The sequence below is a fragment of the Ectothiorhodospira shaposhnikovii genome (assembly GCF_016584105.1).
Lineage (GTDB): Bacteria > Pseudomonadota > Gammaproteobacteria > Ectothiorhodospirales > Ectothiorhodospiraceae > Ectothiorhodospira > Ectothiorhodospira shaposhnikovii.
Genome location: NZ_NRSM01000001.1, coordinates 265,828 through 289,700, shown reverse-complemented (window position 1 = coordinate 289,700; position 23,873 = coordinate 265,828). Strand labels below are relative to the sequence as shown.

Annotated in this window: 24 protein-coding genes; 4 read left to right on the top strand and 20 right to left on the bottom strand. The window is 63.7% G+C overall.

All coding sequences use genetic code 11. The features are described 5' to 3' along the window. Positions 1-100: 100 nt before the first annotated feature. From CKO35_RS01290 to CKO35_RS01275, 4 genes are all read left to right on the top strand, one after another. The gene (locus tag CKO35_RS01290; protein WP_200171741.1) at positions 101-2,242 is read left to right on the top strand and encodes a TonB-dependent receptor plug domain-containing protein; all 2,142 of its coding nucleotides are present in this window, start codon (positions 101-103) and stop codon (positions 2,240-2,242) included. 13 nt (positions 2,243-2,255) lie between these two features. Beyond that, positions 2,256-2,771 carry a hypothetical protein gene (locus tag CKO35_RS01285; RefSeq protein WP_200171739.1) on the top strand — a complete coding sequence of 172 codons (516 nt, stop codon included), beginning with the start codon at positions 2,256-2,258 and terminating at the stop codon, positions 2,769-2,771. Positions 2,772-3,074: 303 nt separating this feature from the next. Beyond that, positions 3,075-3,356, top strand: coding sequence for a type II toxin-antitoxin system RelE/ParE family toxin (locus CKO35_RS01280; RefSeq protein ID WP_200171737.1), 282 nt, complete (start codon positions 3,075-3,077; stop codon positions 3,354-3,356). 14 nt (positions 3,357-3,370) lie between these two features. Beyond that, complete coding sequence (locus CKO35_RS01275; protein WP_200171735.1) at positions 3,371-3,685, top strand: HigA family addiction module antitoxin; 315 nt, start codon at positions 3,371-3,373, stop codon at positions 3,683-3,685. A gap of 65 nt (positions 3,686-3,750) precedes the next feature. Here the strand turns inward: CKO35_RS01275 and glmS are convergent, their stop codons facing one another. From glmS to CKO35_RS01175, 20 genes are all read right to left on the bottom strand, one after another. Next, positions 3,751-5,583, bottom strand: coding sequence for a glutamine--fructose-6-phosphate transaminase (isomerizing) (gene glmS / locus CKO35_RS01270; RefSeq protein ID WP_200171733.1), 1,833 nt, complete (start codon positions 5,581-5,583; stop codon positions 3,751-3,753). 135 nt (positions 5,584-5,718) lie between these two features. Then, entirely contained in the window at positions 5,719-7,083 is a 1,365-nt protein-coding gene (gene glmU / locus CKO35_RS01265; RefSeq protein ID WP_200171731.1) for a bifunctional UDP-N-acetylglucosamine diphosphorylase/glucosamine-1-phosphate N-acetyltransferase GlmU, read from the bottom strand. A gap of 84 nt (positions 7,084-7,167) precedes the next feature. Continuing rightward, positions 7,168-7,596, bottom strand: coding sequence for a F0F1 ATP synthase subunit epsilon (locus CKO35_RS01260; RefSeq protein ID WP_200171729.1), 429 nt, complete (start codon positions 7,594-7,596; stop codon positions 7,168-7,170). A gap of 12 nt (positions 7,597-7,608) precedes the next feature. After that, entirely contained in the window at positions 7,609-8,991 is a 1,383-nt protein-coding gene (gene atpD / locus CKO35_RS01255) for a F0F1 ATP synthase subunit beta (protein ID WP_200171727.1), read from the bottom strand. A gap of 44 nt (positions 8,992-9,035) precedes the next feature. Beyond that, positions 9,036-9,896 carry a F0F1 ATP synthase subunit gamma gene (gene atpG / locus CKO35_RS01250; protein ID WP_200171725.1) on the bottom strand — a complete coding sequence of 287 codons (861 nt, stop codon included), beginning with the start codon at positions 9,894-9,896 and terminating at the stop codon, positions 9,036-9,038. A 14-nt stretch (positions 9,897-9,910) separates the two neighbouring features. After that, entirely contained in the window at positions 9,911-11,452 is a 1,542-nt protein-coding gene (gene atpA, locus CKO35_RS01245) for a F0F1 ATP synthase subunit alpha (RefSeq protein ID WP_008932347.1), read from the bottom strand. Positions 11,453-11,465: 13 nt separating this feature from the next. Further along, positions 11,466-12,002: a F0F1 ATP synthase subunit delta gene (locus tag CKO35_RS01240; RefSeq protein WP_200171723.1), complete on the bottom strand. Its 537-nt coding sequence runs from the start codon at positions 12,000-12,002 to the stop codon at positions 11,466-11,468. Positions 12,003-12,012: 10 nt separating this feature from the next. Continuing rightward, positions 12,013-12,483, bottom strand: a complete 471-nt coding sequence (locus CKO35_RS01235) for a F0F1 ATP synthase subunit B (protein WP_200171721.1) — start codon at positions 12,481-12,483, stop codon at positions 12,013-12,015. A 58-nt stretch (positions 12,484-12,541) separates the two neighbouring features. Then, entirely contained in the window at positions 12,542-12,817 is a 276-nt protein-coding gene (gene atpE, locus CKO35_RS01230; protein ID WP_008932344.1) for a F0F1 ATP synthase subunit C, read from the bottom strand. A gap of 96 nt (positions 12,818-12,913) precedes the next feature. Next, positions 12,914-13,687 carry a F0F1 ATP synthase subunit A gene (gene atpB, locus CKO35_RS01225; protein ID WP_200171719.1) on the bottom strand — a complete coding sequence of 258 codons (774 nt, stop codon included), beginning with the start codon at positions 13,685-13,687 and terminating at the stop codon, positions 12,914-12,916. Positions 13,688-13,702: 15 nt separating this feature from the next. Beyond that, complete coding sequence (locus tag CKO35_RS01220) at positions 13,703-14,035, bottom strand: ATP synthase subunit I (RefSeq protein WP_200171717.1); 333 nt, start codon at positions 14,033-14,035, stop codon at positions 13,703-13,705. 210 nt (positions 14,036-14,245) lie between these two features. Then, the gene (locus CKO35_RS01215; RefSeq protein ID WP_200171715.1) at positions 14,246-15,118 is read right to left on the bottom strand and encodes a ParB/RepB/Spo0J family partition protein; all 873 of its coding nucleotides are present in this window, start codon (positions 15,116-15,118) and stop codon (positions 14,246-14,248) included. 3 nt (positions 15,119-15,121) lie between these two features. Beyond that, positions 15,122-15,940: a ParA family protein gene (locus CKO35_RS01210; protein ID WP_200171713.1), complete on the bottom strand. Its 819-nt coding sequence runs from the start codon at positions 15,938-15,940 to the stop codon at positions 15,122-15,124. Positions 15,941-15,945: 5 nt separating this feature from the next. After that, positions 15,946-16,581 carry a 16S rRNA (guanine(527)-N(7))-methyltransferase RsmG gene (gene rsmG / locus CKO35_RS01205; protein ID WP_200171712.1) on the bottom strand — a complete coding sequence of 212 codons (636 nt, stop codon included), beginning with the start codon at positions 16,579-16,581 and terminating at the stop codon, positions 15,946-15,948. 19 nt (positions 16,582-16,600) lie between these two features. Then, the gene (mnmG, locus tag CKO35_RS01200; protein WP_200171710.1) at positions 16,601-18,493 is read right to left on the bottom strand and encodes a tRNA uridine-5-carboxymethylaminomethyl(34) synthesis enzyme MnmG; all 1,893 of its coding nucleotides are present in this window, start codon (positions 18,491-18,493) and stop codon (positions 16,601-16,603) included. Positions 18,494-18,642: 149 nt separating this feature from the next. After that, positions 18,643-19,536, bottom strand: a complete 894-nt coding sequence (locus CKO35_RS01195; RefSeq protein WP_200171708.1) for a PfkB family carbohydrate kinase — start codon at positions 19,534-19,536, stop codon at positions 18,643-18,645. A gap of 138 nt (positions 19,537-19,674) precedes the next feature. Then, the gene (locus tag CKO35_RS01190; RefSeq protein ID WP_200171705.1) at positions 19,675-20,673 is read right to left on the bottom strand and encodes a porin; all 999 of its coding nucleotides are present in this window, start codon (positions 20,671-20,673) and stop codon (positions 19,675-19,677) included. An 84-nt stretch (positions 20,674-20,757) separates the two neighbouring features. Then, positions 20,758-21,612 carry a glycine betaine ABC transporter substrate-binding protein gene (locus CKO35_RS01185; protein WP_207143396.1) on the bottom strand — a complete coding sequence of 285 codons (855 nt, stop codon included), beginning with the start codon at positions 21,610-21,612 and terminating at the stop codon, positions 20,758-20,760. Between the two features lie 168 nt (positions 21,613-21,780). Next, positions 21,781-22,629, bottom strand: coding sequence for an ABC transporter permease (locus CKO35_RS01180; protein ID WP_200171704.1), 849 nt, complete (start codon positions 22,627-22,629; stop codon positions 21,781-21,783). Beyond that, complete coding sequence (locus CKO35_RS01175; protein ID WP_200171783.1) at positions 22,626-23,804, bottom strand: quaternary amine ABC transporter ATP-binding protein; 1,179 nt, start codon at positions 23,802-23,804, stop codon at positions 22,626-22,628. Before CKO35_RS01175 ends, CKO35_RS01180 begins: the two co-directional genes overlap by 4 nt. Between the last annotated feature and the right edge of the window lie 69 nt (positions 23,805-23,873).

The following is a 23,873-nucleotide window of genomic DNA, read 5'->3' as shown; positions in this document are numbered from 1 at the left end:
GACACAATCCGCCAAGCCAGCCATCCGCCTCCTTTGGCAAAGCCAGCCAGGCCATCCACTACCCGAACCCGACCCCGGTTCCAGGCCTGGAGAATCCTGCATGCAAGACAGCACGCCCCGCCACGGCAAGCGTACCGCCGACACCCAGGCGGATCACTTCCGTCAAGCCTCCCGTCGGCTGCCCCTGATCGGTGCCTCTGTCACCCTCTCACTGCTGGCTGGCGGCGGGGCGCAGGCCCAGGATACCGGCGAGATCGTGACCCTGGAGACCGTCACGGTCACCGCCGGCACCCGCACCGAACGCAGCCTGGAACGGAGTCCCGGCACCGTGGAGGTGATCACCCGGGAAGACATCCAGCGCAGCGGTTCGGTCCTGCTGGCCGACATCCTGCGCAGCCATTCCGCCCTGTTCGTCAGTGCCGACGGCCTGGAGGTATCCATTCGAGGTTCCACCCGGGAGGACACGGTGTTCCTGATCAACGGCCGCCGCGTGCTGGGGGAACCCAGCCGCCGCTATGAACTCAACCGCCTCACCGCCGGCCAGATCGACCGCATCGAGATCGTCAAGGGGCCGGGCAGCGTGTTGTACGGTTCCGATGCCATGGGGGGCGTGATCAACATCATCACCCATCAGCCGGGCGAGGGCTTCGGCGGCAGCGTGGACGTGCAAGCGGGTGTCCGGGACGGAGGCGGCGCGGAACGCTACACCGCCGCCGCGAATCTGTACGGGGGCGATGAGTTGACCCAATTCAGCCTTTTTGCCAACGCCACGACCCGCAACGCCTACGAGGTGGGAACCACCGCCGATGTACGGGTCACCGGCAACCGGGTGCCCCCCTCCACCCACGGCAATGCCAATTCCCCGCTGCGCAATATCCAGGACCAGTACCGGTTCGACGAACAGCGTCTGGACGAGGCGGACGTCTACAACCTGGGCGTCATCCTCAACCGCCGCCTGACGGACACCCTGGAGGCGGAACTGGAACTGGGCAGGATGGAGGAAAACCGTACCCGGGACTACGTGAACACGGGGCGAACCAATACCAACTACACCAACAACGCCAACGGTCAGATCTTCCCCGCCTTCAACGTACCCACCCGCTGGACCGACGACAACCAGCGCACCGATCTGGCCGCCGCCCTGAACTGGCAGCCGGACGGGCATTTCAACGTCAATTACCGGATTCACCACAGTCGCTACGAAAAATCCCGCTCGGTGACCGCCCTGCCCTGGGAAGACCTGGGGTTTGCGGCCCGGGGGGACTCCAATACGGCAGAACGCAATACCACCACCAAGGTCCTGACCAACGAACTGCTGGGGACCTGGCGCCCGGACGACCGGCACACCCTGCTGGCCGGCGCCGAATATCGGGACCTGGATGGACGCTGGGACGGCGGCCTGTTCGCCCAGCACGAATGGCAGGCCACCGAACGCCTGGATCTGGTCTATGGCCTTCGCTACGACGAGGCCTCCGTGGGCGAGGACAACACCTCCGCCAAGGTGGGCGGCGTACTGGCCCTGACCGGTGATACCCGGCTGCGCTTCAACTATGCCCAGGGCTTCAAGGTGGCCGAATCCCGCAGTTATGACGTCATACAGGTCAACCCCAACGGCACCCTGATGCTGGGCGCCCATGTGGAGGACGCGGACGTGGGCAAGACCCGCCACGACCTGAAACCCGAACGCAGCGAAACCTTCGAGATCGGCCTGCTGGGTCGCCTGGGTCCGGGGCGTTATACCCTCACGGCGTTCCACACCGATTTCCGGGACCGGGTGGAGCGTGTGACGGAACAGCCCGCCGATGTGCAATACATCACCTTCCGCAACGTGGGCGAGGCGCGGATCAAGGGTATTGAAGCCAGCCTGAGCATGCCCCTGGGCCAGCAGCTGGATCTGGCCCTGTCGGCCACCTGGCTGGATGCGGAAAACCGGGATACGGGCCTGACCCTGAGCGGCACCCCGGAAAACGTGGCCGTCGCCGGACTGAACTGGACCCCGAACAATGCCCAGATGTGGCAACTGCGGGTACGCCACGTGGGTGAACGCTATCTGGATGCCGCCAACACCGACAAGGACGAGGCCTACACCGTGGCCGACCTGAACGCCAGCTTCCATCCCGCCAGCTGGCGCAAGCTGGAGCTTTACGGCGGTATCGACAACCTGTTTGACCGACGCAACGACACCAGCCTGTTCTCCGATCCGGGCCGCTATTACCGGATCGGCCTGCGGTATTTCCTCTGAGGACACACACAACATGCCGGATACACGCCATCCCCGCATCCCGCGCCCTCGCCTGAAGGGCGCGACGGCCACCGTCTTCCTGGCGCTGCTGCTCCAGACCGGGACGGCCTGGTCGGACACCCGCCAGGAAATCATCCTGCCGCCGGCGGATCGGGATCATCTGCTGGAACACATGCGGGAGTTTCTGCAGGCCTCCAACGGCGTGCTGCGGGGCGTGCTGGACGAGGACATGGACAAGGTGGTGGAGATGGCTCGCCTGACCCTGCCCATGAGGATAAGGGACCCAGAGGCCCACGATGTGGAACTCACCCGGGACCATACGGGCCGAACCCGGCCCGAGAGGATGCAGGCGGTGATGCCGCCCCACTGGGGGAGCATGATGCGCCAGATGCGCCAGGAGTTCATGCAGATCGCGGAGGATGCCCGTCAGGGCGCGGACGGCACCCGCATCCTGCAGCGCCTGCACGGCGCCCAGGAAGTCTGTATCGCCTGCCACGAAGCCTTCCGGCTGACACCGTCGGAAGGCTGAACAGGCCTGGCAGCGGCTGTGCCAGGTCTCGGGCAAGTTCGCAGCGGTTCCACAAAGCAGCGGTTTATCCCGTGCACTTGGGAAGGCCCAGCAGGCGGTCTGGCTTTAGGCCGTAGCCGACCTCACCATCAGCGGTGTCTTCTCCCTCCAAACTACCGACAGCGCCCTGCAAAGCCTGGCCGCCAGCCTGCCGGTGACGCTCAACTACCGCCCCGATTACTGGGTGAAGGTAGTAGCGACCCGCTGAATTCCTATGACAAAAGAGCGTTTGACACGTGTCACGTGACGAATTACTGTTTCCCCATGATCAAATCCTTCGCTGATAGACAAACTCAAGAGCTTTACTCCAAAGGTAAGTCAAAGAAGTTCCCTGCGGATGTTGCACCGAGAGCCGCCAGAAAACTTGAATACGTGAATCTGGCCATCCAGCTTGAGGATTTGAAAGTGCCGCCTGGCAATCGCCTTCACCCGCTGTCGGGAAACAGGCAGGGGCAGCACGCAATTTCAATAAATGATCAGTGGCGTATCTGTTTTCGTTTTGAAGATGGCGATGCGTACGAAGTTGAAGTATGTGACTACCACTGACTGAGGTGAAGACTATGGCGATTCTCAATACTGCCGGCATGCAGCGCAAACCGACACATCCTGGCGAAATGCTGAGGGAGGATTTTCTTCCAGACTATGGTTTGACCGTTTCCGGGCTGGCTGAATCTCTGGGTGTCTCTCGCCAGTCAGTTAATGAATTACTGCGCGAGCGGCGTGCTGTCAGCCCTGAAATGGCGCTCCGGCTTGCCCGTTTGTTCGGCAACTCTCCGGAATTCTGGCTGAACGCGCAGCGATCCGTTGATCTTTGGGCGGCAGCTCAGTCGATCAAGGAAGAAATCAATCAGATCAAGCCGTTACATGCTGCATAACCAAGCAATGCAACCGATGCCAGCTGCAGGCGTCCGGTAGGGACCGAAGATGCCGGCCCCGCCCCCTACTCCACTGTGACTGACTTGGCCAGGTTACGGGGCTGGTCCACGTCGGTGCCCTTGAGCACGGCGGTGTGATAGGCCAGCAGTTGCAGGGGTATGGTGTGGATGATGGGGGAAAGCCAGTCGTCCACCGGCGGCACCGCCAGGCTCTGGATGGCGCCGTCGTGGCCCAGGGCTTCCACGTCGTCGGTGAAGACCAGCAGATGCCCACCCCTGGCCCGGACTTCTTCCAGGTTGGACTTGAGCTTTTCCAGCAGGGGGTTGTTGGGGGCGACCACCACCACGGGCATGTCCGCGTCCACCAGGGCCAGGGGGCCATGCTTGAGTTCGCCGGCGGGATAGGCCTCGGCGTGGATGTAGGAGATTTCCTTGAGCTTGAGGGCCCCTTCCAGGGCAATGGGGTAATGGCAACCCCGCCCCAGGAACAGGGCGTGCTGCTTTTCCACCAGACTCATGGCCAGGCGTTCGATGGGCGCGTCCAGATGAAGCACCTTTTCCATCACCGCCGGCAGGGCGCGGAGCTGTTCCACGAAATGCCGGATGCGGGCGGCATCCAGGCCATGATGACGGCCCAGGGCCAGGGTCAGCAGGAACAGGGCCACCAGCTGGGTGGTGAAGGCCTTGGTGGAGGCCACGCCGATCTCCGGCCCGGCATGGGTCATGAGGACCATGTCGGACTCTCGCACCAGGGAGCTTTCCGGCACGTTGCAGATGGCCAGGGAGCCCAGGTAGTCATCTTCCCGTGCCTGCCGCAGGGCGGCCAGGGAGTCGGCGGTCTCGCCGGACTGGGAGATGGTCAGCAACAGGCAGTCGGGCAGTACGGCATGGCGGCGATAGCGGAATTCGCTGGCCACTTCCACCCGGCAGGGCAGACCCAGCAGACCCTCGATCCAGTAGCCGGCCACCATGCCCGCATGGTAGCTGGTGCCGCAGGCCAGGATCTGGACCGACTTCACCCGCTTGAGCAGGGCCTCGGAGTCAGGGCCCAGGATGCCTTCCAGCACCCCGTCACCGGACAGGCGGCCCTCCAGGGTTTCGGCCACGGCCCGGGGCTGTTCGTGGATCTCCTTGAGCATGAAGTGCCGATAGCGGCCCCGGTCGGCGGCCCCGGCGGTGAGGCTGCTTTCGGTGAGCGGTCGCTCCACCGGCTGCAGTTCAGCGTTGAAAAGTCGCACCTGATCCCGGCGCAGTTCCGCCAGATCACCGTTTTCCAGATAGATGAAGCGCTGGGTCACCGGCAGCATGGCCTGGATGTCGGAGGCGATGAAGTGCTCGCCGATGCCCACGCCGATGATGAGCGGGCTGCCCTGGCGCACGGCGATGAGGCGGTCAGGCTGGTCGCGGGCGATCACGCCCAGGGCGTAGGCGCCGGTGAAGTGGGTCACCGCCCGTTGCACTGATTCCAGCAGGTCCATCCCCTGGCGGCAGTAATCCATGATCTGGTGGGCGATCACTTCGGTGTCGGTGTCCGAGGTGAAGTCATAGCCCTTGGCCTTGAGTTCGCCGCGGATCTCGGCGTAGTTCTCGATGATGCCGTTGTGGACCACGGCAATGTAGTCACGGCTCATGTGAGGGTGGGCGTTGTATTCGGTGGGGCTGCCGTGGGTGGCCCAGCGGGTGTGGGCGATGCCCAGGGTGCCGCGCAGGCCGTCACCGGCCAGGCGCTGGGCGAGGGCTTCCACCTTGCCCACGGCCCGTTCCCGCTGCAGGCCGGCATCCGGGTTCAGGACCACCAGGCCGGCGGAGTCGTAGCCGCGGTATTCCAGGCGGCGCAGGCCTTCGATCAGGATGGGTTCTACGTCACGCTGGGCGATGGCGCCGATGATTCCGCACATGGTGGGTCTATCCCTCTGCTGGTCTTCGGGTCCCTCTCCGAGCCGGAGGGGTCGGAGCGAGGGGGTGGGTTTGACGGGGTGGCCGATTTTTTGTGTACGGCTACCGTCCACTCGGGAAAAAGGGCGTTTTCTGTCTCAGCGCTTCTTCACCGGCCGCTGCCAATCCGGGCGGGTTTCCTGGGGGGCGCGGGTCAGGGTGAGCTGGCCCGGCGGGGCCGGCTGGTTGATGGTGGAGCCGGCGCCGATGGTGGCACCCTCACCGATGGTGACCGGAGCCACCAAGGCGGTGTTGGAGCCTATGAAGGCGTGGTCGCCGATCACCGTCTGGTGCTTGTTCACCCCGTCGTAGTTGCAGGTGATGGTGCCGGCACCGATGTTGACCTGGCGGCCTACCCGGGTGTCGCCCACGTAGCTCAAGTGGTTGATCTTGCTGCCCTGCCCCACCCGGCTCTTCTTGATCTCGACAAAATTGCCCACATGCACCCCGTCGTCCAGTTCGGTGCCGGGCCGCAGACGGGCGAAGGGACCGATGGTGCAACCGGGGCCGATGCGGGCGTCCTCGATCACGCTGTGGGCGCGGATCACCGCGCCGGGACCCACGTGGGCATGGGTCAGCACGCAGTGAGGACCGATATGCGCCCCCTCGCCCAGCACCACATGGCCTTCCAGAATCACGTTGACGTCCAGGGTGACATCCCGGGCGGCGGTGACGGTACCGCGAATGTCCAGCCGGGCGGGGTCCATGACGGTGACGCCGGCGCGCATCAGGGCCTCGGCCTGACGCCGCTGATACAGGCGCTCCATGGCCGCCAGTTGCACCCGATCGTTGATGCCCATGAACTCATCGGCATCCGTGGCCGGTATCACGGTCACCGGGGCGCCTTCGGCCACCGCCAGACCGATGCAGTCGGTGAGATACAGCTCGCCCTGGGCATTGTCCGGCGAGAGCTGATCCAGCCAGCCCGTCAGGGCGGCGCGACGGGCCGCCATGAAACCGGTGTTGACCTCGTTCACGGCCTGCTCGCCGGCATCGGCATCCTTCTGTTCGACGATGCGCAGGGGTCTACCCCGGTCATCGCGGATGATGCGACCATAGCCGGTGGGATCCGGCAGGATCATGGACTGCACCGCCAGGGCGTGGTCGTCCAGGCCGTCCAGCAAGGCCTGAAGACTGGCGGCACCCACCAGGGGGACATCGCCGTAGAGGATCAGCACCCGGTCATCGGGACCGGCCACCGGCAGGGCCTGGGCCACGGCGTGGCCGGTGCCTCGCTGTTCCCGCTGTTCCACCCAGGTGACGGGGACATCGGCCAGCCGCTCACGGACCTGATCGCCGCCATGGCCATAGACCACCGCAAGCCGCTCGGGCCTGAGTGAGAGCGCGGTTTCGATGACATGGGAAAGGAGTGGGCGTCCGCCCAGAGGATGCAGCACCTTGGGCAGTGCCGATCGCATGCGTGTGCCTTGCCCTGCGGCAAGGATGATGATGGTGGTTTCCATAGTCACCCGTGGATCCTGCCCTGGGTCATGCGTGGAAACGGAAACCCGGCCATGGGAACCATGACCGGGTCTTCCTGGTACTGCTTACTGGTTGGTGCTCTTGCGCAGCTTCTGGATCATGCGCAGGCGCGCCGCGGCCTCGATCAGCTCCGACTGTGCCTTGGCATAGTCGAAGTCGGCCCTGCGGTTGACCAGGGCATCTTCCGCCCGCTGCTTGGCCTCCAGGGCCTCGGCCTCGTCCAGGTCCTTGGCACGGATGGCCGTGTCCGCCAGCACAGTCACCACATGGGGCTGCACTTCCAGCAGACCGCCGGAGATGAAGATGTGATGCTCTTCTCCGGACTCGGACACCTTCACCCGGATCTCGCCGGGCTTGAGCAATGCCACGAACTGGGAGTGACGAGGCAGGATACCCACCTCGCCCTGTTCTGCCGGCGCCACCAGCATGTGAGCCGTACCGGAGTAGATGGACTCCTCCGCGCTCACAATGTCGACGTGAAACGTCATAGCCATGGGTGCCCCCGATTACTTGTTGAGCTTCTCCGCCTTCTCGACGGCCTCTTCGATGCTGCCCACCATGTAGAAGGCCTGCTCGGGGAGATGATCGTACTCACCGTTGACGATGGCCTGGAAGCCGTGAATGGTGTCCTTGAGGGACACGTACTTGCCCGGTGCGCCGGTGAACACTTCCGCGACGAAGAAGGGCTGGGACAGGAAGCGCTGAATCTTGCGAGCGCGAGCCACCACCAGCTTGTCTTCTTCGGACAGTTCGTCCATGCCCAGGATGGCGATGATGTCCTTGAGCTCCTTGTAGCGCTGCAGGGTGTTCTGCACGGCACGGGCGGTGTCGTAATGCTCCTGGCCGATGACCAGCGGGTCCAGCTGACGGCTGGTGGAGTCCAGCGGATCCACGGCCGGGTAGATGCCCAGCTCGGCGATCTGACGGGACAGCACCACGGTGGCGTCCAGGTGAGCAAAGGTGGTGGCCGGAGAGGGGTCGGTCAGGTCGTCCGCAGGCACGTACACGGCCTGGATGGAGGTGATGGAACCCTTCTTGGTGGAGGTGATGCGCTCCTGCAGCACACCCATTTCCTCGGCCAGCGTCGGCTGGTAACCCACCGCGGAAGGCATGCGGCCCAGCAGTGCGGACACCTCGGTACCGGCCAGGGTGTAACGGTAGATGTTGTCGATGAACATCAGCACGTCACGGCCTTCGTCACGGAAGAATTCGGCCATGGTCAGACCGGTCAGGGCCACGCGCAGACGGTTGCCCGGCGGCTCGTTCATCTGGCCGTACACCAGGGCCACCTTGTCGAGCACGTTGGAGTCTTTCATTTCGTGGTAGAAGTCGTTCCCTTCACGGGTACGCTCACCCACGCCGGCGAACACGGAGTAGCCGGAGTGCTCGATGGCGATGTTGCGGATCAGCTCCATCATGTTCACGGTCTTGCCCACGCCGGCGCCGCCGAACAGGCCCACCTTGCCGCCCTTGGCGAAGGGGCACAGCAGATCGATCACCTTGATGCCGGTTTCCAGCAGCTCGGTGGAGCCTGCCTGCTCTTCGTAGCTGGGGGCTGCACGGTGGATGGACCAGTGCTCATCGGCCTTGACGTCACCGGCGTTGTCCACCGGCTGGCCCAGCACGTCCATGATGCGGCCCAGGGTGGCCTTGCCCACGGGCACGGAGATGGGCTTGCCGCTGTTGGTCACCTTGATGCCGCGGCGCAGGCCGTCGGAAGAACCCATGGCGATGGTACGCACGATACCGTCACCCAGCTGCTGCTGCACTTCCAGGGTCAGGCCGACCTCCTCCACCATGAGGGCATCGTAGACCTTGGGCACGGCGTCACGGGGGAACTCAACGTCCACCACCGCGCCGATAATTTCAACGATGTTTCCAGCACTCATGTTGATAATCCTCTAGTCTCTCAAATCTTGAACCGGGGTCGGCCTCAGACCGCTGCGGCGCCGCCGACGATCTCGGAGATCTCTTGGGTGATGGCTGCCTGGCGGGCCTTGTTATAGACCAGCTGCAGCTCATGGATGAGATCACCTGCGTTGTCGGTGGCGGACTTCATGGCCACCATGCGGGCAGCCATCTCACAGGCAACGTTCTCGACCACCGCCTGGTAGATCACCGACTCGATGTACCGGGTCAGCAGCGTATCCAGCACCGGCACGGTGTCCGGTTCGTAGATGTAATCCCAGTGATGCTTTAGCTCCTGCTCGCCGGTCGGCACGATGGGCAGCAGGGTGGTGGCCTTGGGCTGCTGGCTCATGGTGTTGACGAACTCGTTTTCCATCAGGATCAGCCGGTCGATACGACCTTCGTCGTAGTGATTCAGCATGACCTTGACGCTGCCGATGAGGTCATTCAACCGGGGCCGGTCGCCCAGGTTGCCCACATTGGCCACGACTTCGCCGCCAAGGCGCCGGAAGAATCCGAGCGCCTTGTTGCCGATCAGGCACAACTCGATCTCCGCGCCCTTGTTGCGCCATTCGGTCATGGTCTGCACGGTCTTCTTGAACAGGTTGATGTTCAAGCCGCCGCACAGGCCGCGATCGGTGGAGACGACGATGATACCCACCCGCTTGACCTCGCGTTCCTCCAGGTAGGGGTGCCGGTATTCGGCATGGGCCATCGCCACGTGCCCCATCACCTGACGGATCTTGTCGGCATAGGGGCGGGTCGCCAGCATGCGGTCCTGCGCCTTGCGCATCTTGCTGGCGGCCACCATCTCCATGGCCTTGGTGATCTTCTGAGTATTCTTGATACTCTTGATCTGGCCGCGGATCTCTTTTGCGCCTGCCATAAGTCAGCTCCCGGTTACCAGCTGTGGTTTGCCTTGAAGTCTTCCAGGGCAGCCTTCATGCCGGCCTGGATCTCATCGCTGTAGTCGCCCTTCTCATTGATCTTGGCGAGCAGTTCCGCCTGGCTGGAGCGCAGGTAGTCGTGCAGGGCGTGTTCGAAGTCCACGACCTTCTTCACTTCCACATCGTCCAGGTAGCCTTGTTCAGCGGCATACAGGGAGAAGCCCATCTCGGCAATGGAGAGCGGGGCGTACTGCTTCTGCTTCATGAGTTCCATGACGCGCTGGCCACGCTCCAGCTGTCTGCGGGTGGCCTCGTCCAGGTCGGAGGCGAACTGCGAGAACGCAGCCAGCTCGCGATACTGGGCCAGGGCCAGACGCACACCACCACCCAGCTTCTTGATGATCTTGGTCTGGGCCGCGCCACCCACACGGGACACGGACAGACCGGCGTTGATGGCCGGACGGATACCCGAGTTGAAGAGGTCGGTTTCCAGGAAGATCTGGCCGTCGGTGATGGAGATCACGTTGGTGGGCACGAAGGCCGACACGTCACCCGCCTGGGTCTCGATGATGGGCAGGGCGGTCAGGGAGCCGGTCTTGCCTTTCACTTCGCCATTGGTGAAGGCTTCCACGTACTCGGCGTTGACGCGGGAGGCACGCTCCAGCAGACGGGAGTGCAGGTAGAAGACGTCACCCGGATAGGCTTCACGGCCCGGCGGACGGCGCAGCAGCAGGGAGACCTGACGGTAGGCCCAGGCCTGCTTGGTGAGGTCGTCATAAATGATCAGGGCATCTTCACCGCGGTCACGGAAGTACTCGCCCATGGCGCAACCGGCGTAGGGGGCGATGTACTGCATGGCGGCGGAGTCGGAGGCGGTGGCGGCGACGATGATGGTGTGATCCATCGCGCCATGCTCTTCCAGCTTGCGCACCACGTTGGCAATGGAGGAGGCCTTCTGGCCCACTGCCACGTAGATACACTTGATGCCGGTACCCTTCTGGTTGATGATCGCGTCGACGGCCACGGCGGTCTTGCCGGTCTGGCGGTCGCCGATGATCAGCTCACGCTGACCGCGGCCGATCGGCACCATGGCGTCAATGGCCTTCAGACCGGTCTGCACCGGCTGGTCCACGGACTTGCGGTCGATCACGCCCGGGGCGATCTTTTCGATGGGGGAGCTGTGCTTGGTCTCGATGGCGCCCTTGCCGTCGATGGCCAGACCCAGGGAGTTCACCACGCGGCCCAGCAGGGCCTCGCCCACCGGGACTTCCAGGATGCGGCCGGTGCAGCGGGCGGTGTCGCCTTCCTTGATGTGCTTGTAGTCACCCAGCACCACGGCGCCCACGGAGTCGCGCTCCAGGTTCAGGGCCATGCCGAAGGTGTTGCCGGGGAACTCGATCATTTCGCCCTGCATGACATCGGCCAGACCGTGCAGGCGGACGATACCATCGGACAGGCTGACCACGGTGCCCTCGGTGCGTGCTTCCGCCGCGGACTCGTAGCTCTTGATGCGCTGGCTGATCAGTTCACTGATTTCAGACGGGTTGAGTTGCATATTTCGAATCCTCTTAGCGGCTCAGATTGGTGGCCAGGCGCGCCAGGCGCCCACGGACTGAGCCATCGATGACCAGATCTCCCGCGCGGATGATGGCGCCGCCGATGAGGCTGTCGTCCACTTCGCAGACCAGCTCCACTTCCCTGCCGAGCCGCTTTTTCAGGGCTGCGGCGATGGACTTCTGCTGTTCCGCATCCACCGCCTGGGCGGAGATCACGGTGGCTTCCACCTTGTTCTCGGCGTCGGCACGCATCACCTCGAACAGGGCGGTGATCTCCGGCAGCAGCGCAAGCCGGCCATTCTCCGCCAGCAGACGAATGAAGTTGCGTCCGGCGTCATCCACCTTGCCCTCACACACTTCGATGAAGGCCTTGGCGATCGTCTCGCGGGTGAGTTTGGGGCTGTCGAGTAAGGCACGCATGTTCGGATCGTGCGCAACTGCCGACATGAAGGCCAGCTGGTCAGACCAGCCGGCCAGATTGCTGGCATCACGAGCGACTTCGAACACCGCCTTGGCATAAGGCCTTGCGGCCGTCGTGTTTTCAGACATGGCGGCTCACCTAGATCTGGCTCACCAGGTCTTTGATCACCTGATTGTGGGCCTTGGCGTCGATTTCCTTCTTCAGGATGCGTTCAGCACCGGAGATGGCCAGGGTACCCACCTGCTTGCGCAGTTCTTCGCGCGCACGGATGACTTCCTGCTCGATCTCGGACTGGGCCGCCGCCTTGATGCGGTCGCCTTCCTGACACGCGGTGTCCTTGGAGGACTCCACGATCTCGTTGGCCCGCTTCTGGGCCATGGCGACGATATCCGCGGCCTGCTGCTTGGCCTCCTGAAGAACCTTTTTGGCTCTTTCCTCGGCAAGCTGCTGCTCATGCTTGCCACGCTCGGCAGCGGCGAGGCCATCGGCAATCTGCTTCTGACGCTCCTGCATCGCCTTGATGATGGGGGGCCACACATATTTCATGGTGACCCACACCAGCAGGGCGAAGGTGATCATCTGGCCGAGCAGCGTGAGATTGATATTCACGTTGCTACCTCCCCTTGAGACGGTTTAACGGATGGCATGTGCGGGAAAGATCCGCGCCTTAACCGGTCACCGCGCCCAGGAAGGGGTTCGCAAAGGTGAAGAACAGGGCCAGACCCACACCGATCATGGTCACGGCGTCGAGCAGACCGGCAACGATGAACATCTTGACCTGCAGCATCGGCACCATTTCCGGCTGACGGGCTGCGCCTTCCAGGAAACGACCACCCAGCAGACCGAAGCCGATGGCGGTACCCAGAGCACCCATACCCAGGATCAGGCCAACAGCGATGGCGGTCATACCCTGAACGTTAGCGACAGCAAGTGCGAGTTCCATAACTTCCTCCAAATGTGAAAGGTCAAAACAATGCAAGAACAACTTGGTTTGAATGAACCCCGGCCGGTGCATCACCGGCCGGGAAGACATCATTCATCAGTGGTCTTCGTGGGCCATGCTCAGATAGACGATGGTCAGCACCATGAAGATGAAGGCCTGCAGGGTGATGATCAGCAGCTTGAACAGGGACCAGGACAGCCCCAGGGTCCACTGGATGTACCAGGGCAACAGGGCGATCAGGGTGAAGATCAGGCCGCCGGCGTACATGTTCCCGAACAGTCGCAGGGACAGGGAGACGGGCTTGGCAATCTCTTCGACCACCTTGAGGACCAGGTTGAAGGGCAACAGCCACTTGCCGAAGGGATGGAACATCATCTCCTTGGCGAAGCCGACACCGCCCTTGATCTTGATGCTGTAGAAAATGATCAGGAAGAACACCGCGATGGACATGCCGAAGGTGGCGTTGATGTCCGACGTGGGGTTGATGCGCAGGTATTCGATGCCGATGGCATGCGCAATGTAGGGAAGCAGGTCGTAGGGCAGCAGCTTGAGCGAGTTCATGAGGAATATCCACACGAACAGGGTCAGCGCCAGCGGGGCGATCAGGTCGGAACGGCCGTGGAAGGTGTCCTTCACCTGCTGGTCCACGAAGCCGACAATGATTTCAACGAAGTTCTGCAGGCCGCCGGGGACGCCGGTGGTGACGCTCTTGGCCACCTGCATGAAGATGTAGAGGAACACCCCGCCTGCAAGCAGGGAGAAAAGCATGGTATCCACGTGGATCGACCAGAACGACTCGGGATTACCCAGCGTCAGGTGCCCCAGATGGTGCTTGATGTAATCCCCAGCAGATTCGTATTCCATTGACATGGTGTTCGCTCGCTTTTACTCGTTTGCACCGGACAGCATCGGCAGCAGCGCCAGCCAGAAAGCCATGAAACCGGCCATGTAGGTCAGGAACATGGGCAGGAAGTCCACTTTCAGCCACACGATTGCAACCACAAACAGGATGACGGTCAGGAGGATCTTCTGCGCCTCCCCGACATAAAAACTTCTCACGATGACCTTGGCCGGCTTCCCTCTCCGACCGGAAAAGACGCGCAGGGCAAAATAGGCCGTCGAGATGAAACTGATCATGCCCCCCGTCAATGCAGACCAGGCGGCCTGTGGTCCGGCCAGCCCGAAGGCGATCAGCCATCCGGCAATCGCCACGCCCATCTGCAGCCCAAGGACCCATCCAGCAGTCCGATTAATCATGACCGCCCCGGGCGAACTGGTTGTCTGACTCGTTGTTGACGATGAGGTTCACCCATTCTTCCCGGCGCCAGAATGACGCCCACGGTCGACGGCAGCCGCGGATTATAAGAGTCCATGGACGGGGGGTCAATGTATCAGTGACTGTTAATGCTCCCATGGGAAGGCACGGAGTCAGCGGATATGCCCCAGAATCCCGTCCAGTTCGTCCAGACTGTTGTACTGAATCACCAGCCGCCCCTTGCCTCTGGTGTTGTACTGGATGTTCACTTTCGCCCCCAGCCGGTCGGAAAGCTCGCTCTCCAGCCGCGTCACGTCGGGATTGCGCGGCGGCGGAGGGGCTGCCTCCTGTCCAGCGTTCTTCAGCAGCGACTGCACCAGGCGCTCCGTCTCCCGGACCGACAGCTGCTTTTCCGCCACCTGGCGGGCCGCCGCCACCTGCTCTCCCTCGACCAGGGCCAGTAACGCCCTGGCGTGCCCCATTTCCAGACGCCCCTCGTCCAGCAACACCTTTACCGGCCCTTCAAGGTCCAGCAGGCGCAGCAGGTTGGTGACCCCGGCACGGGAACGCCCCACCGCCTCGGCGGCCTGCTGGTGGGTCATGCCGAATTCGTGAATCAGCCGCTGCAGGGCATTGGCCTCTTCCAGGGGATTAAGGTCCTCCCGCTGGATGTTCTCGATCAGTGCCATGGCCGCCGCGGCCTGATCCGGCACTTCCCGCACCACCGCCGGGATCTCCCGCAACCCGGCCATCTGGGCCGCCCGCCAGCGGCGCTCACCGGCCACCAGTTCGTAGCCGCCGGACACCGAGCGCACCACCACCGGCTGTACCACGCCCTGGGCGCGGATGGAATCGGCCAGCGCTTCCAGGGCCTCGGGACGCATGTTCACCCGGGGCTGATAGCGTCCACGACTGATCTGTTCCACCGGGATATGACGCAGGCCGGCGCCATCCGCACCGCCCGCCTCCGGCTCGGGCCGGCCGCTGGCGGCCCCGGACAGCAGGGCATCCAGACCACGTCCCAGTCCCGTCTTTCGTTTTGTCATGACTTACTGCTCTCCAGAAACGGATTCTGCCTCAACCGCGCCATCCGGTGCGGCCTCGCGGCCTTCGCGGCGCAGGATCTCTCCCGCCAGCGCCAGATAGGCCAGGGCACCGCGGGAGGACTTGTCATACAGGATCACCGGCAGGCCGTGACTGGGGGCCTCGGCCAGGCGGATGTTCCGGGGAATGACGGTGCGATAGACCTTGTCACCAAAATGACGGGCAAGCTGCTCGGATACCTCGTTGGCGAGGTTGTTGCGCGGATCGTACATGGTGCGCAACAGGCCGTGGATGTGCAGGTCGGCATTCACCGACTCGCGGATGCTGTCGATGGTCTGCACCAGGGAAGACAGCCCCTCCAGGGCGTAGTACTCGCACTGCATCGGGATGATCACCCCGTGGGCGGCCACCAGGGCATTCACCGTGAGCATGTTCAGGGAGGGGGGGCAGTCGATGATGATGAAGTCGTACCGATCCTGGATCGGCGCCAGCGCCTCCTGCAACCGGTATTCGCGCCGCAGAGCGGTCATCAGGCTCACCTCGGCCACCGTCAGATCCCCGTTGGCGGGCATCAGGCTGTAGCCCACCGGGTCCAGACGCATGATGGCCTGCTCGGCGCTGACGCGCTTCATGAGCACCTCACAGGCGCTGTGGGTGAGATCGTACTTGTCGGCACCGCTGCCCATGGTGGCGTTTCCCTGGGGATCCAGGTCGATCAGCAGGATGCGGCGCCGGGTGGCGGCCAGGGAAGCGGCCAGATTGATGCTGGTGGTGGTCTTGCCCACCCCGCCCTTCTGGTTGGCCACGGCGATGATTCTGACCATGTGTGCTAGTCCTTGGTGATCTCGACGAGATGCCGCACGGCCTCAAGGCCCGGCACCCGGAGCGAATGGGTGGCCACCACGCGCCAGCCGACGGGCAGCGCCTCGGGATCATCATCCGCATCCCGGCCCTTCATGGCCAGCAGCCGTCCCTCGGGAGCGCACAGATGTCCGGCCAGACGGGTGAAGGTGGTGGTGGCGGCGAAGGCACGGCTGATGACTGTATCAAAGCCCTTGTCGGGACGATAGTTTTCCACCCGGTCCTGCACCACGGCGACATTGGCAATCCCCAGTTCCATCACTGCCTGGCGCAGAAAGCGGGCCTTCTTGCCGCCGGAGTCCAGCAACACCAGCTGCCAGTCGGGACGGGCCAGGGCCAGGGGAACCCCCGGCAGACCGGGGCCGGTGCCGATATCGGCGATGCGCGGCCCCCGCACCCAGGGCAGGACCGCCAGACTGTCCAGCAGATGCAGCCGGACCATGTCCTCGAAATCCCGTACCGCGGTGAGATTGTAGGCCCGGTTCCAGCGCTCCATCAGGCGCAGATAGCACGCCAGGGGGTCGGCCAGGGCCGGTGACAGGGAGAGCTCGCTCAGGCCGCGACGAAGCAGCTCGTCCGCGGCGGGCGTCAGGGCATGGGACATGGCGTCGGACATCCGGGAATCAGGCACTGCGCTTCAGGCCCTGGGCCTGCTTCTTCAGGTGCACCAGCAGCAGGGAGACGGCGGCGGGGGTCACGCCGGGAATGCGCGAGGCCTGACCCACGGTATGGGGGCGATGATCCGCCAGTTTCTGACGCACTTCGTGGGACAGGCCGCTGACGGCGCCGTAGTCCAGGTCATCGGGCAGGGCCGTGTCTTCCAGGCGCCGGGTCCGGTCCACCTCGTCCTTCTGGCGCTGGATATAGCCGGCGTACTTGGCCTGAATTTCCACCTGCTCCGCCACCCGGGCATCCGTCACGGCCGGCCCCGCGCCGGGCAGGGACATCAGGTCCTCATAGGCCACCCCGGGGCGCCGCAGCAGGTCCATCAGGGAATATTCCCGACTCAGGGGGCCGCCGAACAGGCGCTCGCCGTCCTCCGGCAACAGATCCCCCGGGCGCATCACCGCGACCTCCAGCCGCCGGGACTCCTGTTCGATGGCCTCCCGCTTGCGCTCGAAGACCGCCCAGCGTGCATCATCCACCACGCCCAGTTCGCGGCCCACGGGGGTGAGGCGCAGGTCGGCATTGTCTTCCCGCAGGGTGAGGCGGTACTCGGCCCGGCTGGTGAACATGCGGTAAGGCTCTCCGGTGCCCCGGGTGATGAGATCATCGATCATCACGCCCATGTAGGAGGTTTCCCGGCGCGGGTGCCAGGGCTCCCGCTCCCGCACCCGCAGGGCGGCATTGATGCCTGCCACCAGACCCTGGGCCGCGGCCTCCTCATAGCCGGTGGTACCGTTGATCTGACCGGCGAAGAACAAGCCCTGCAACGGGCGGGTCTCCAGGCTGGGGCGCAGGTCCCGGGGGTCGAAGAAGTCGTATTCGATGGCGTAGCCGGGACGGGTGATGTGGGCCTGCCCGAAGCCCTCGATGGAACGCACCACTTCCACCTGCACGTCGAAGGGCAGACTGGTGGAGATGCCGTTGGGGTACACCTCATGGGTGCTGAGTCCCTCCGGCTCGATGAAGATCTGGTGGCGTTCCTTGTCGGCAAAGCGCACCACCTTGTCCTCGATGGAGGGGCAGTAGCGCGGCCCCACCCCTTCGATCACGCCGCTGTACATGGGAGAGCGGTGCAGGTTGGCGCGGATCACCTCCAGGGTGCGGGGGGTGGTCCAGGTGATGTGACAGCTCACCTGGGGCGGGTGATCGGAAGGCTGTCCCAGGAAGGAGAACACCGGCACGGGGGTATCCCCGGGCTGCTCGGTCAGGCGGGAATAATCAATGCTGCGGGCATCGATGCGGGGCGGCGTGCCGGTCTTCAGACGCCCTACCCGCAAGGGCAGCTCCCGCAACCGCTGGGCCAAGCGGATGGCCGGCGGATCACCGGCACGGCCACCGGCGTAGTTGGCCTCGCCCACATGGATGAGACCACCCAGGAAGGTGCCCACGGTCAGCACCACGCAGGGGGCATCAAAGCGCAGACCGGCCTGGGTGATAACCCCGGTGACCCGATCCCCCGCCACGATCAGATCGTCCACCGCCTGCTGGAACAGCGCAAGGCCCGGCTGGTTTTCCACCGCCCGGCGCACGGCAGCCTTGTAGAGGGCACGATCCGCCTGGGCGCGGGTGGCGCGCACGGCAGGCCCCTTGCGGCTGTTGAGGGTGCGGAACTGGATGCCACCCAGATCGGCGGCACGGGCCATGAGGCCGCCCAGGGCGTCGATCTCCTTGACCAGATGCCCCTTGCCGATGCCGCCGATGGCGGGATTGCAGCTCATCTGGCCGATGGTGTCGATGTTATGGGTCAGGAGCAGGGTCCTGCAGCCCATGCGGGCCGCCGCCAGGGCGGCCTCGGTGCCGGCGTGGCCGCCGCCCACGACGATGACGTCGTATTGTGCCTGGTATTGCATAGTCAAGAGCCGGGCCGGAAGTGGGGAAAATCGCGATAGTTTAGCGCGTCCGGGCGACGGATACATGCCCATCTCCGCTCGCCCCTCATCCCGGCCCTTCTCCCCATCAGGGCAAGGGGCTCGCCGAAAGCAGACCTTCGGGGCGCGGATCAGTCCTCGTCCGGCACCACCAGTGCGGCGTCCAGCCCGTCCAAGCCCTGCCGCCCCACCTTGTAACCCGCCAGGCGGGTGGCCGTGGCCAGGGCCTCGGGCACGGGACTGCCCGTGGCCAGGGCATGGATCAGACCGGCGTTGAACACGTCCCCTGCCCCCAGGGTGTCCACCACCCGGGGCGGGCGCCAGGCCGGCGCATGGAACAGGCCGTCGCGACTGGCCCAGGCCCAGGAGCCCTCGTCGCCCCAGGTGCAGATCAGTACGGCGCCGGGCACGCGCTTGTGCACGCTGCGCAGAAACGGCTCCGGCTCCTCGAAGCCCCGACCCAGCACGAAGGGACGGGAAAAGATGATCACATCCGGCTGTCCGAACAGCATGTCCACCCCGTCCCGGTCCTTCTCCACTTCCAGGGAGATGGGCTGGTGGGATTTCTGCTGGCTGCGCAACGCCTGGAGCATACGGCTGGTGGTGTGGGTATCCCGGGCCTGCACATGCACCCATTGGTACTTGTCCAGGTTCAGCTTGGCCACATGGGGGGCATCCAGTTCCGGCAGGTTGCGGAAGTGGACGATGGTGCGGGAACCGTTGGCGGCATTGAGGGTGATGTAGGAACAGGGGGTGCGCCCGGTGCGGCGGCGACAGGTTTCCACGTTGATCCCCCGTTCGGCCAGCAGGGACAGGAGGTGTTCACCGTCCGGGTCATCGGCCACCACGGCGGCCAGATCGCATTGATGACCCAGTTGCTGCAGCACATACAGGCTGTTGGCGGTATTGCCGCCGGGACAGGCACGCTGTTCCCGGGCGCGGATCTCCTCGTCTTCCACCGGATAGTGGTCAACGATGTTGATGATGTCCAGGGTGGCGACGCCGATGCCGAGAATATGGGCCATGGTGGATGATGCCCCGAGGGCCTGTGAGGGTGTTGCACACAGGATAGTGAAAGGGGGGCTGCGGGGTAAAGATATTGCGGCGCGAAAGAGTGACCGGCCGGCCTCCCCATGACGGGGGAAGCCGGCCGGTAAAACCCGTCAGAAATTGAAACGCATGCCGGCGGCGAAAACCTGGCCACCCTCCGCGGCCCAGGCAGTCTCTTCAAGTCCGCCCCGTTTCTCCGTGATCGCCGCGGTTTCCTGCTCATAGTAATACTCGGCAAACAGCGTCAGGCTGGTGTTGAACTGATGGTCCACCCCCACGTGAACGACGGTCTCACCATAGTTCTCCACCTCGGCCAGCATCAGCTTGAAGGTGTTCTTGCCCAGCGTATAACCGGCATAGAGGTTCATGGCCATGTCGCCATCGTTGCCGTAAACATCACTGTCATTGATATCGCTGTAGAAACGCTCCAGTTTGGCGCCCAGATAGAGATTGCCCATGGAATGGGCGGCGGAGATACCCACGATACGCAGGTTGTTCTCTCCATTGAGATCATCCATGCCGATGGACAGGGTGGTATCGCCGAAGCTGTAGCTGCCGGTCAGCTGAACGCGGTTATCCCCATCCTCGCCGTTGTCCTCGCTCCAGGCAAAGGCAAAGGACAGGCCGTTCATGTCCGGGCTGTAGTAGCTGATGGTGTCGCCGCGACGAAAGGCCGTGTAGGTGGCAAACCCGCTGTAGTAGGTGCTGAACATATCCACCGGTGCGGCGATGGCATTGTAGTAGGGCAGCCACATCTGGCCATAGAGCAGGGTACCCATCTCGCCCTGGAGACCGATCTGGGCCACGCGCACATCCTGCTCCTGGTCCCACGGATCCTGAACGGCCTTGTTGGCGATATCCAGCGGCAGTTCCAGCTGACCGATCAGGGTCAGGCCTTCCATCAGGGGATAATCCGCGTTGAAGCCGATGTTGGAATAGGCATCCCGCACGCCGGTATATGAGTCCAGCTGGTCGCGGTTATCGGGACGCACGGATTCCACCTGCACCCGGGCGGAACCATAGAAATCAAAGTTAAGCTCGCTCGCGTGCACGGCGGCCGGCACGGCCAGGGCCGCGGCGACGGATGAGGCGATCAGGGTCTTTCTGTTCATTGGTCAGTTTCCAGTCAAGTACATCTTTAGGGGTAAGCAGATGGCGGGGGCCGGAAAACGACGACCACCCGCCAAAAAGAACGATCAGGGCAACCAGGTATCCACCAGATCCCGGTTTTGTTGCACCCAGCGTCGGGCGTTTTCGTAAGGATCACCCCCTTCCTCGTTCATCATCATCAACTCGGCCATTTGTGCGGGCGTCCAGTTGAAGTTGTCGAGGATGGCGTAGGCCTCGGGCATGTCGTCCTTCAGGCCGGCACGCACGATGGTGTGAATGGCTTCCTCACCGCCATAGATACCCTTGGGGTCATCCAGATATTTCAGCTCCCAGCGGCTTTCCTTCCAGTGGGGGGTCCAGCCGGTGATCACCACCCAGTCATCGTTGCGGACGGCGTTGGCCAGCACGCCGGTCATGGTGGCGTCGGACCCTTCAATCAGGCGCAGTCTCAAGCCGTATTCTTCAATCACCCGTTCGGTGCTGCTCATCAAGCCCGCACCGGGGTCGATGCCGATGATGCGACGGTCAAAACGACGGGCATGATCATTCAAATCCTCGATGGAATCGATCTCCACATAGGTCGGGACCATCAGGCCAATGCGGGTGCCCACCAGGTTGGGACCCAGGTCTTCCACCCGGTCACTGACCCGCTCCAGATAATGTTCATGGGTGGTGGGCAACCAGGCGGCCACGAAGGCATCCTGGTCGCCGGTGCCGACGGACTGCCACATGGCGGCGGCGCTGACGGATGTCAGCCGCACATCGTAACCGGCCTCTTCCAGCACCACCCGGATCACGTTGGTACTGGCCACTTCACTGGCCCACTCCACATAGGGGATGTTGATCCGTCCCTTGTCGCCGGCCAGGGCCGACAGAGGGGCAAATACCAGGGTTGCCGCCAGGATCAGACTGGCGATCACCGGGATTCCCGGCCTTGTCATTGAAGTCATCATCTTCCTCCAGAAAATTGCATGGATACTACGAAAGTCCTGAAAAGCCTCCTGCCGTCACTCCCAACCACCCCCAGGCCGTCACTCCCGATACCCTGGGTGGTCACTCCCGATACTCTCAGGCCGTCATTCCCGCGAAAGCGGGAATGACGTGGCCGGCTACGATCCACGTTGCTGACCGATGCGCTGGGTCACCCGGTCCAGGATCATCGCCAGGATGACGATGGCGATGCCGGCCTCAAAGCCATTGCCCGGCTGCAGGCGCTGGATCGCACGCCATACCTCGCCCCCCAGGCCTCCGGCGCCGATCATGGCGGCAATCACCACCATGGACAGGGCCAGCATGATGGTCTGGTTGATGCCCGCCATGATGGTGGGCACCGCCAACGGCAGCTGGACCTTGAACAGTTTCTGCCGCCGGCTGGCGCCAAAGGCATCCGCGGCCTCCACCAGTTCCCGGGGCACCTGACGGATACCCAGGATGGTGAGACGGATGGCCGGCGGCATGGAAAAGATCACCGTGGCGAACATGGCCGACACCTGCCCCAGACCGAAAAAGGGAATCGCCGGGATCAGATAGACGAAGGCTGGCATGGTCTGCATGAAGTCCAGTACCGGCATGGTGGCCCGGTGGAAGCGCTCCGACAGCCCGCCCAGGATGCCGATGGGCAATGCGATGGCCACCGCCACCGCCGTGGCGAACAGGACCAGGGTGAGGGTCTCGATGGTGGCCTGCCAAAGCTGCAGGTTCCACAAAAACAGCAGGCCCGCCACGGTACCGATGGCCACCCGGCGCCCCGCCGCCAGCCAGGCAATGCCTGCAAATATCAGGATCACCACCCAGGGCGGTGGAAAGCTCAGCAGCATCACCACGCCGTCCACACCGTCACCCAGCACGTTGCTGATGGCCCGGGTCAGTCCGGAGAAGGTGTCGGTCAGCCAGTCCAGGCCGTCGTCGATGTAGTCCGACAGGGGAAACTTGCCGAAGAAAGGGAAATCATGATTCATGAGAGTGCTTCACTGGTTCTGTCCGCGGCGGTTTCCGCCGTCGTCGCTGCCTGATCCTGATCCGGCTGACCGGCCGCCAGGGCCGCCAGCACGTTGCTCTTGACGATGGTGCCCAGCAGACGCCCGGCCTCATCCACCACCGCCACCGGAATGCGGCTGTCCGCCAGCATGCCGATCAAGGTACTGACCGGCTCATCCGGCGCCACCGTCTGATGATCCCGCTGGAGATGGGACGCAATCTGCCTGTCCCCCTGCTCGATGGCCCTGCCCATGTCATCCGCCCACACGTAACCCTCCAGCGTGCCGTCCCGCTGCACCACGAACAGACTGTAGAAACTTTCCTTCTCCATCTTGTGCAGGGCGGTGCGGGGGCCATCCGACAGAAGGGCCAGCACCCGCGCATCTCGCATGATCCCGCCGGCGGTGAGGATCTGGGTCTTGTCCACATCCTCGACAAAGCGCTCCACATAGCGACTGGCGGGCGAACTCAGAATCTCTTCCGGAGTGCCGATCTGGACCACCCGTCCATCCTTCATCAGGACAATGCGATCACCGAGCCTGAGGGCCTCGTCCAGGTCATGGGTGATGAACACGATGGTCTTCTTCACCCGTGCCTGCAGGTTGATCAGTTCCTGCTGCATGTCCCGCCGTATCAACGGGTCCAGCGCGCTGAAGGCCTCGTCCATGAGCAGGATGTCCGGATCCACGGCCAGCGCCCGGGCCAGGCCCACCCGCTGCTGCATGCCCCCGGAGAGCTGGGACGGAAAAGCCTGCTCCCAACCGTCCAGACCCACCAGTTGCAGGGCCTGGGCCGCCCGCTGCTCCCGCTCTTCCTGGTCCATGCCGCAGATCTCCAGCCCGAAGGCCACGTTCTGCAGGATGGTGCGGTGGGGGAACAGGGCAAAATTCTGGAACACCATGCCGAACTTGCGGCGCCGCAGTGCGAGCAGGTCCTTGTTGCCCAAGGTGGTAATGTCTTCCCCATCGATCAGCACCTGCCCCGCCGTCGGCTCGATCAGCCGGTTGAGGCAGCGGATCAGGGTGGATTTGCCACATCCGCTCAGACCCATGACCACCAGGATCTCCCCTTGCGCCACATCGAAACTGACGTCGGCAATGCCCAGGGTGAGTCCGGTACGCTGCTGGATCTCCTTGCGGTCGTGTCCTTCATCCATGAGTTTCAAGGCCGGGGCCGGCGGGTCGCCGAAGACCTTGGTAAGGTTTTTGATTGTGATTTTGGGTTG

Excerpts from the sequence above, each read along its gene's own strand:
- rsmG (WP_200171712.1), bottom strand. The coding sequence starts at position 16,581 with ATGTCCCATGCCCTGACGCCCGCCGCGGACGAGCTGCTTCGTCGCGGC.
- atpB (WP_200171719.1), bottom strand. The coding sequence starts at position 13,687 with ATGTCAATGGAATACGAATCTGCTGGGGATTACATCAAGCACCATCTG.
- CKO35_RS01175 (WP_200171783.1), bottom strand. The coding sequence starts at position 23,804 with ATGGATGAAGGACACGACCGCAAGGAGATCCAGCAGCGTACCGGACTC.
- mnmG (WP_200171710.1), bottom strand. The coding sequence starts at position 18,493 with ATGCAATACCAGGCACAATACGACGTCATCGTCGTGGGCGGCGGCCAC.
- CKO35_RS01210 (WP_200171713.1), bottom strand. The coding sequence starts at position 15,940 with ATGGTCAGAATCATCGCCGTGGCCAACCAGAAGGGCGGGGTGGGCAAG.
- CKO35_RS01275 (WP_200171735.1), top strand. The coding sequence starts at position 3,371 with ATGGCGATTCTCAATACTGCCGGCATGCAGCGCAAACCGACACATCCT.
- CKO35_RS01280 (WP_200171737.1), top strand. The coding sequence starts at position 3,075 with ATGATCAAATCCTTCGCTGATAGACAAACTCAAGAGCTTTACTCCAAA.
- glmS (WP_200171733.1), bottom strand. The coding sequence starts at position 5,583 with ATGTGCGGAATCATCGGCGCCATCGCCCAGCGTGACGTAGAACCCATC.
- CKO35_RS01260 (WP_200171729.1), bottom strand. The coding sequence starts at position 7,596 with ATGGCTATGACGTTTCACGTCGACATTGTGAGCGCGGAGGAGTCCATC.
- CKO35_RS01240 (WP_200171723.1), bottom strand. The coding sequence starts at position 12,002 with ATGTCTGAAAACACGACGGCCGCAAGGCCTTATGCCAAGGCGGTGTTC.
- CKO35_RS01180 (WP_200171704.1), bottom strand. The coding sequence starts at position 22,629 with ATGAATCATGATTTCCCTTTCTTCGGCAAGTTTCCCCTGTCGGACTAC.
- atpD (WP_200171727.1), bottom strand. The coding sequence starts at position 8,991 with ATGAGTGCTGGAAACATCGTTGAAATTATCGGCGCGGTGGTGGACGTT.
- CKO35_RS01215 (WP_200171715.1), bottom strand. The coding sequence starts at position 15,118 with ATGACAAAACGAAAGACGGGACTGGGACGTGGTCTGGATGCCCTGCTG.
- atpE (WP_008932344.1), bottom strand. The coding sequence starts at position 12,817 with ATGGAACTCGCACTTGCTGTCGCTAACGTTCAGGGTATGACCGCCATC.
- CKO35_RS01290 (WP_200171741.1), top strand. The coding sequence starts at position 101 with ATGCAAGACAGCACGCCCCGCCACGGCAAGCGTACCGCCGACACCCAG.
- atpG (WP_200171725.1), bottom strand. The coding sequence starts at position 9,896 with ATGGCAGGCGCAAAAGAGATCCGCGGCCAGATCAAGAGTATCAAGAAT.
- CKO35_RS01285 (WP_200171739.1), top strand. The coding sequence starts at position 2,256 with ATGCCGGATACACGCCATCCCCGCATCCCGCGCCCTCGCCTGAAGGGC.
- CKO35_RS01185 (WP_207143396.1), bottom strand. The coding sequence starts at position 21,612 with ATGACAAGGCCGGGAATCCCGGTGATCGCCAGTCTGATCCTGGCGGCA.
- atpA (WP_008932347.1), bottom strand. The coding sequence starts at position 11,452 with ATGCAACTCAACCCGTCTGAAATCAGTGAACTGATCAGCCAGCGCATC.
- glmU (WP_200171731.1), bottom strand. The coding sequence starts at position 7,083 with ATGGAAACCACCATCATCATCCTTGCCGCAGGGCAAGGCACACGCATG.
- CKO35_RS01190 (WP_200171705.1), bottom strand. The coding sequence starts at position 20,673 with ATGAACAGAAAGACCCTGATCGCCTCATCCGTCGCCGCGGCCCTGGCC.
- CKO35_RS01195 (WP_200171708.1), bottom strand. The coding sequence starts at position 19,536 with ATGGCCCATATTCTCGGCATCGGCGTCGCCACCCTGGACATCATCAAC.
- CKO35_RS01220 (WP_200171717.1), bottom strand. The coding sequence starts at position 14,035 with ATGGGCGTGGCGATTGCCGGATGGCTGATCGCCTTCGGGCTGGCCGGA.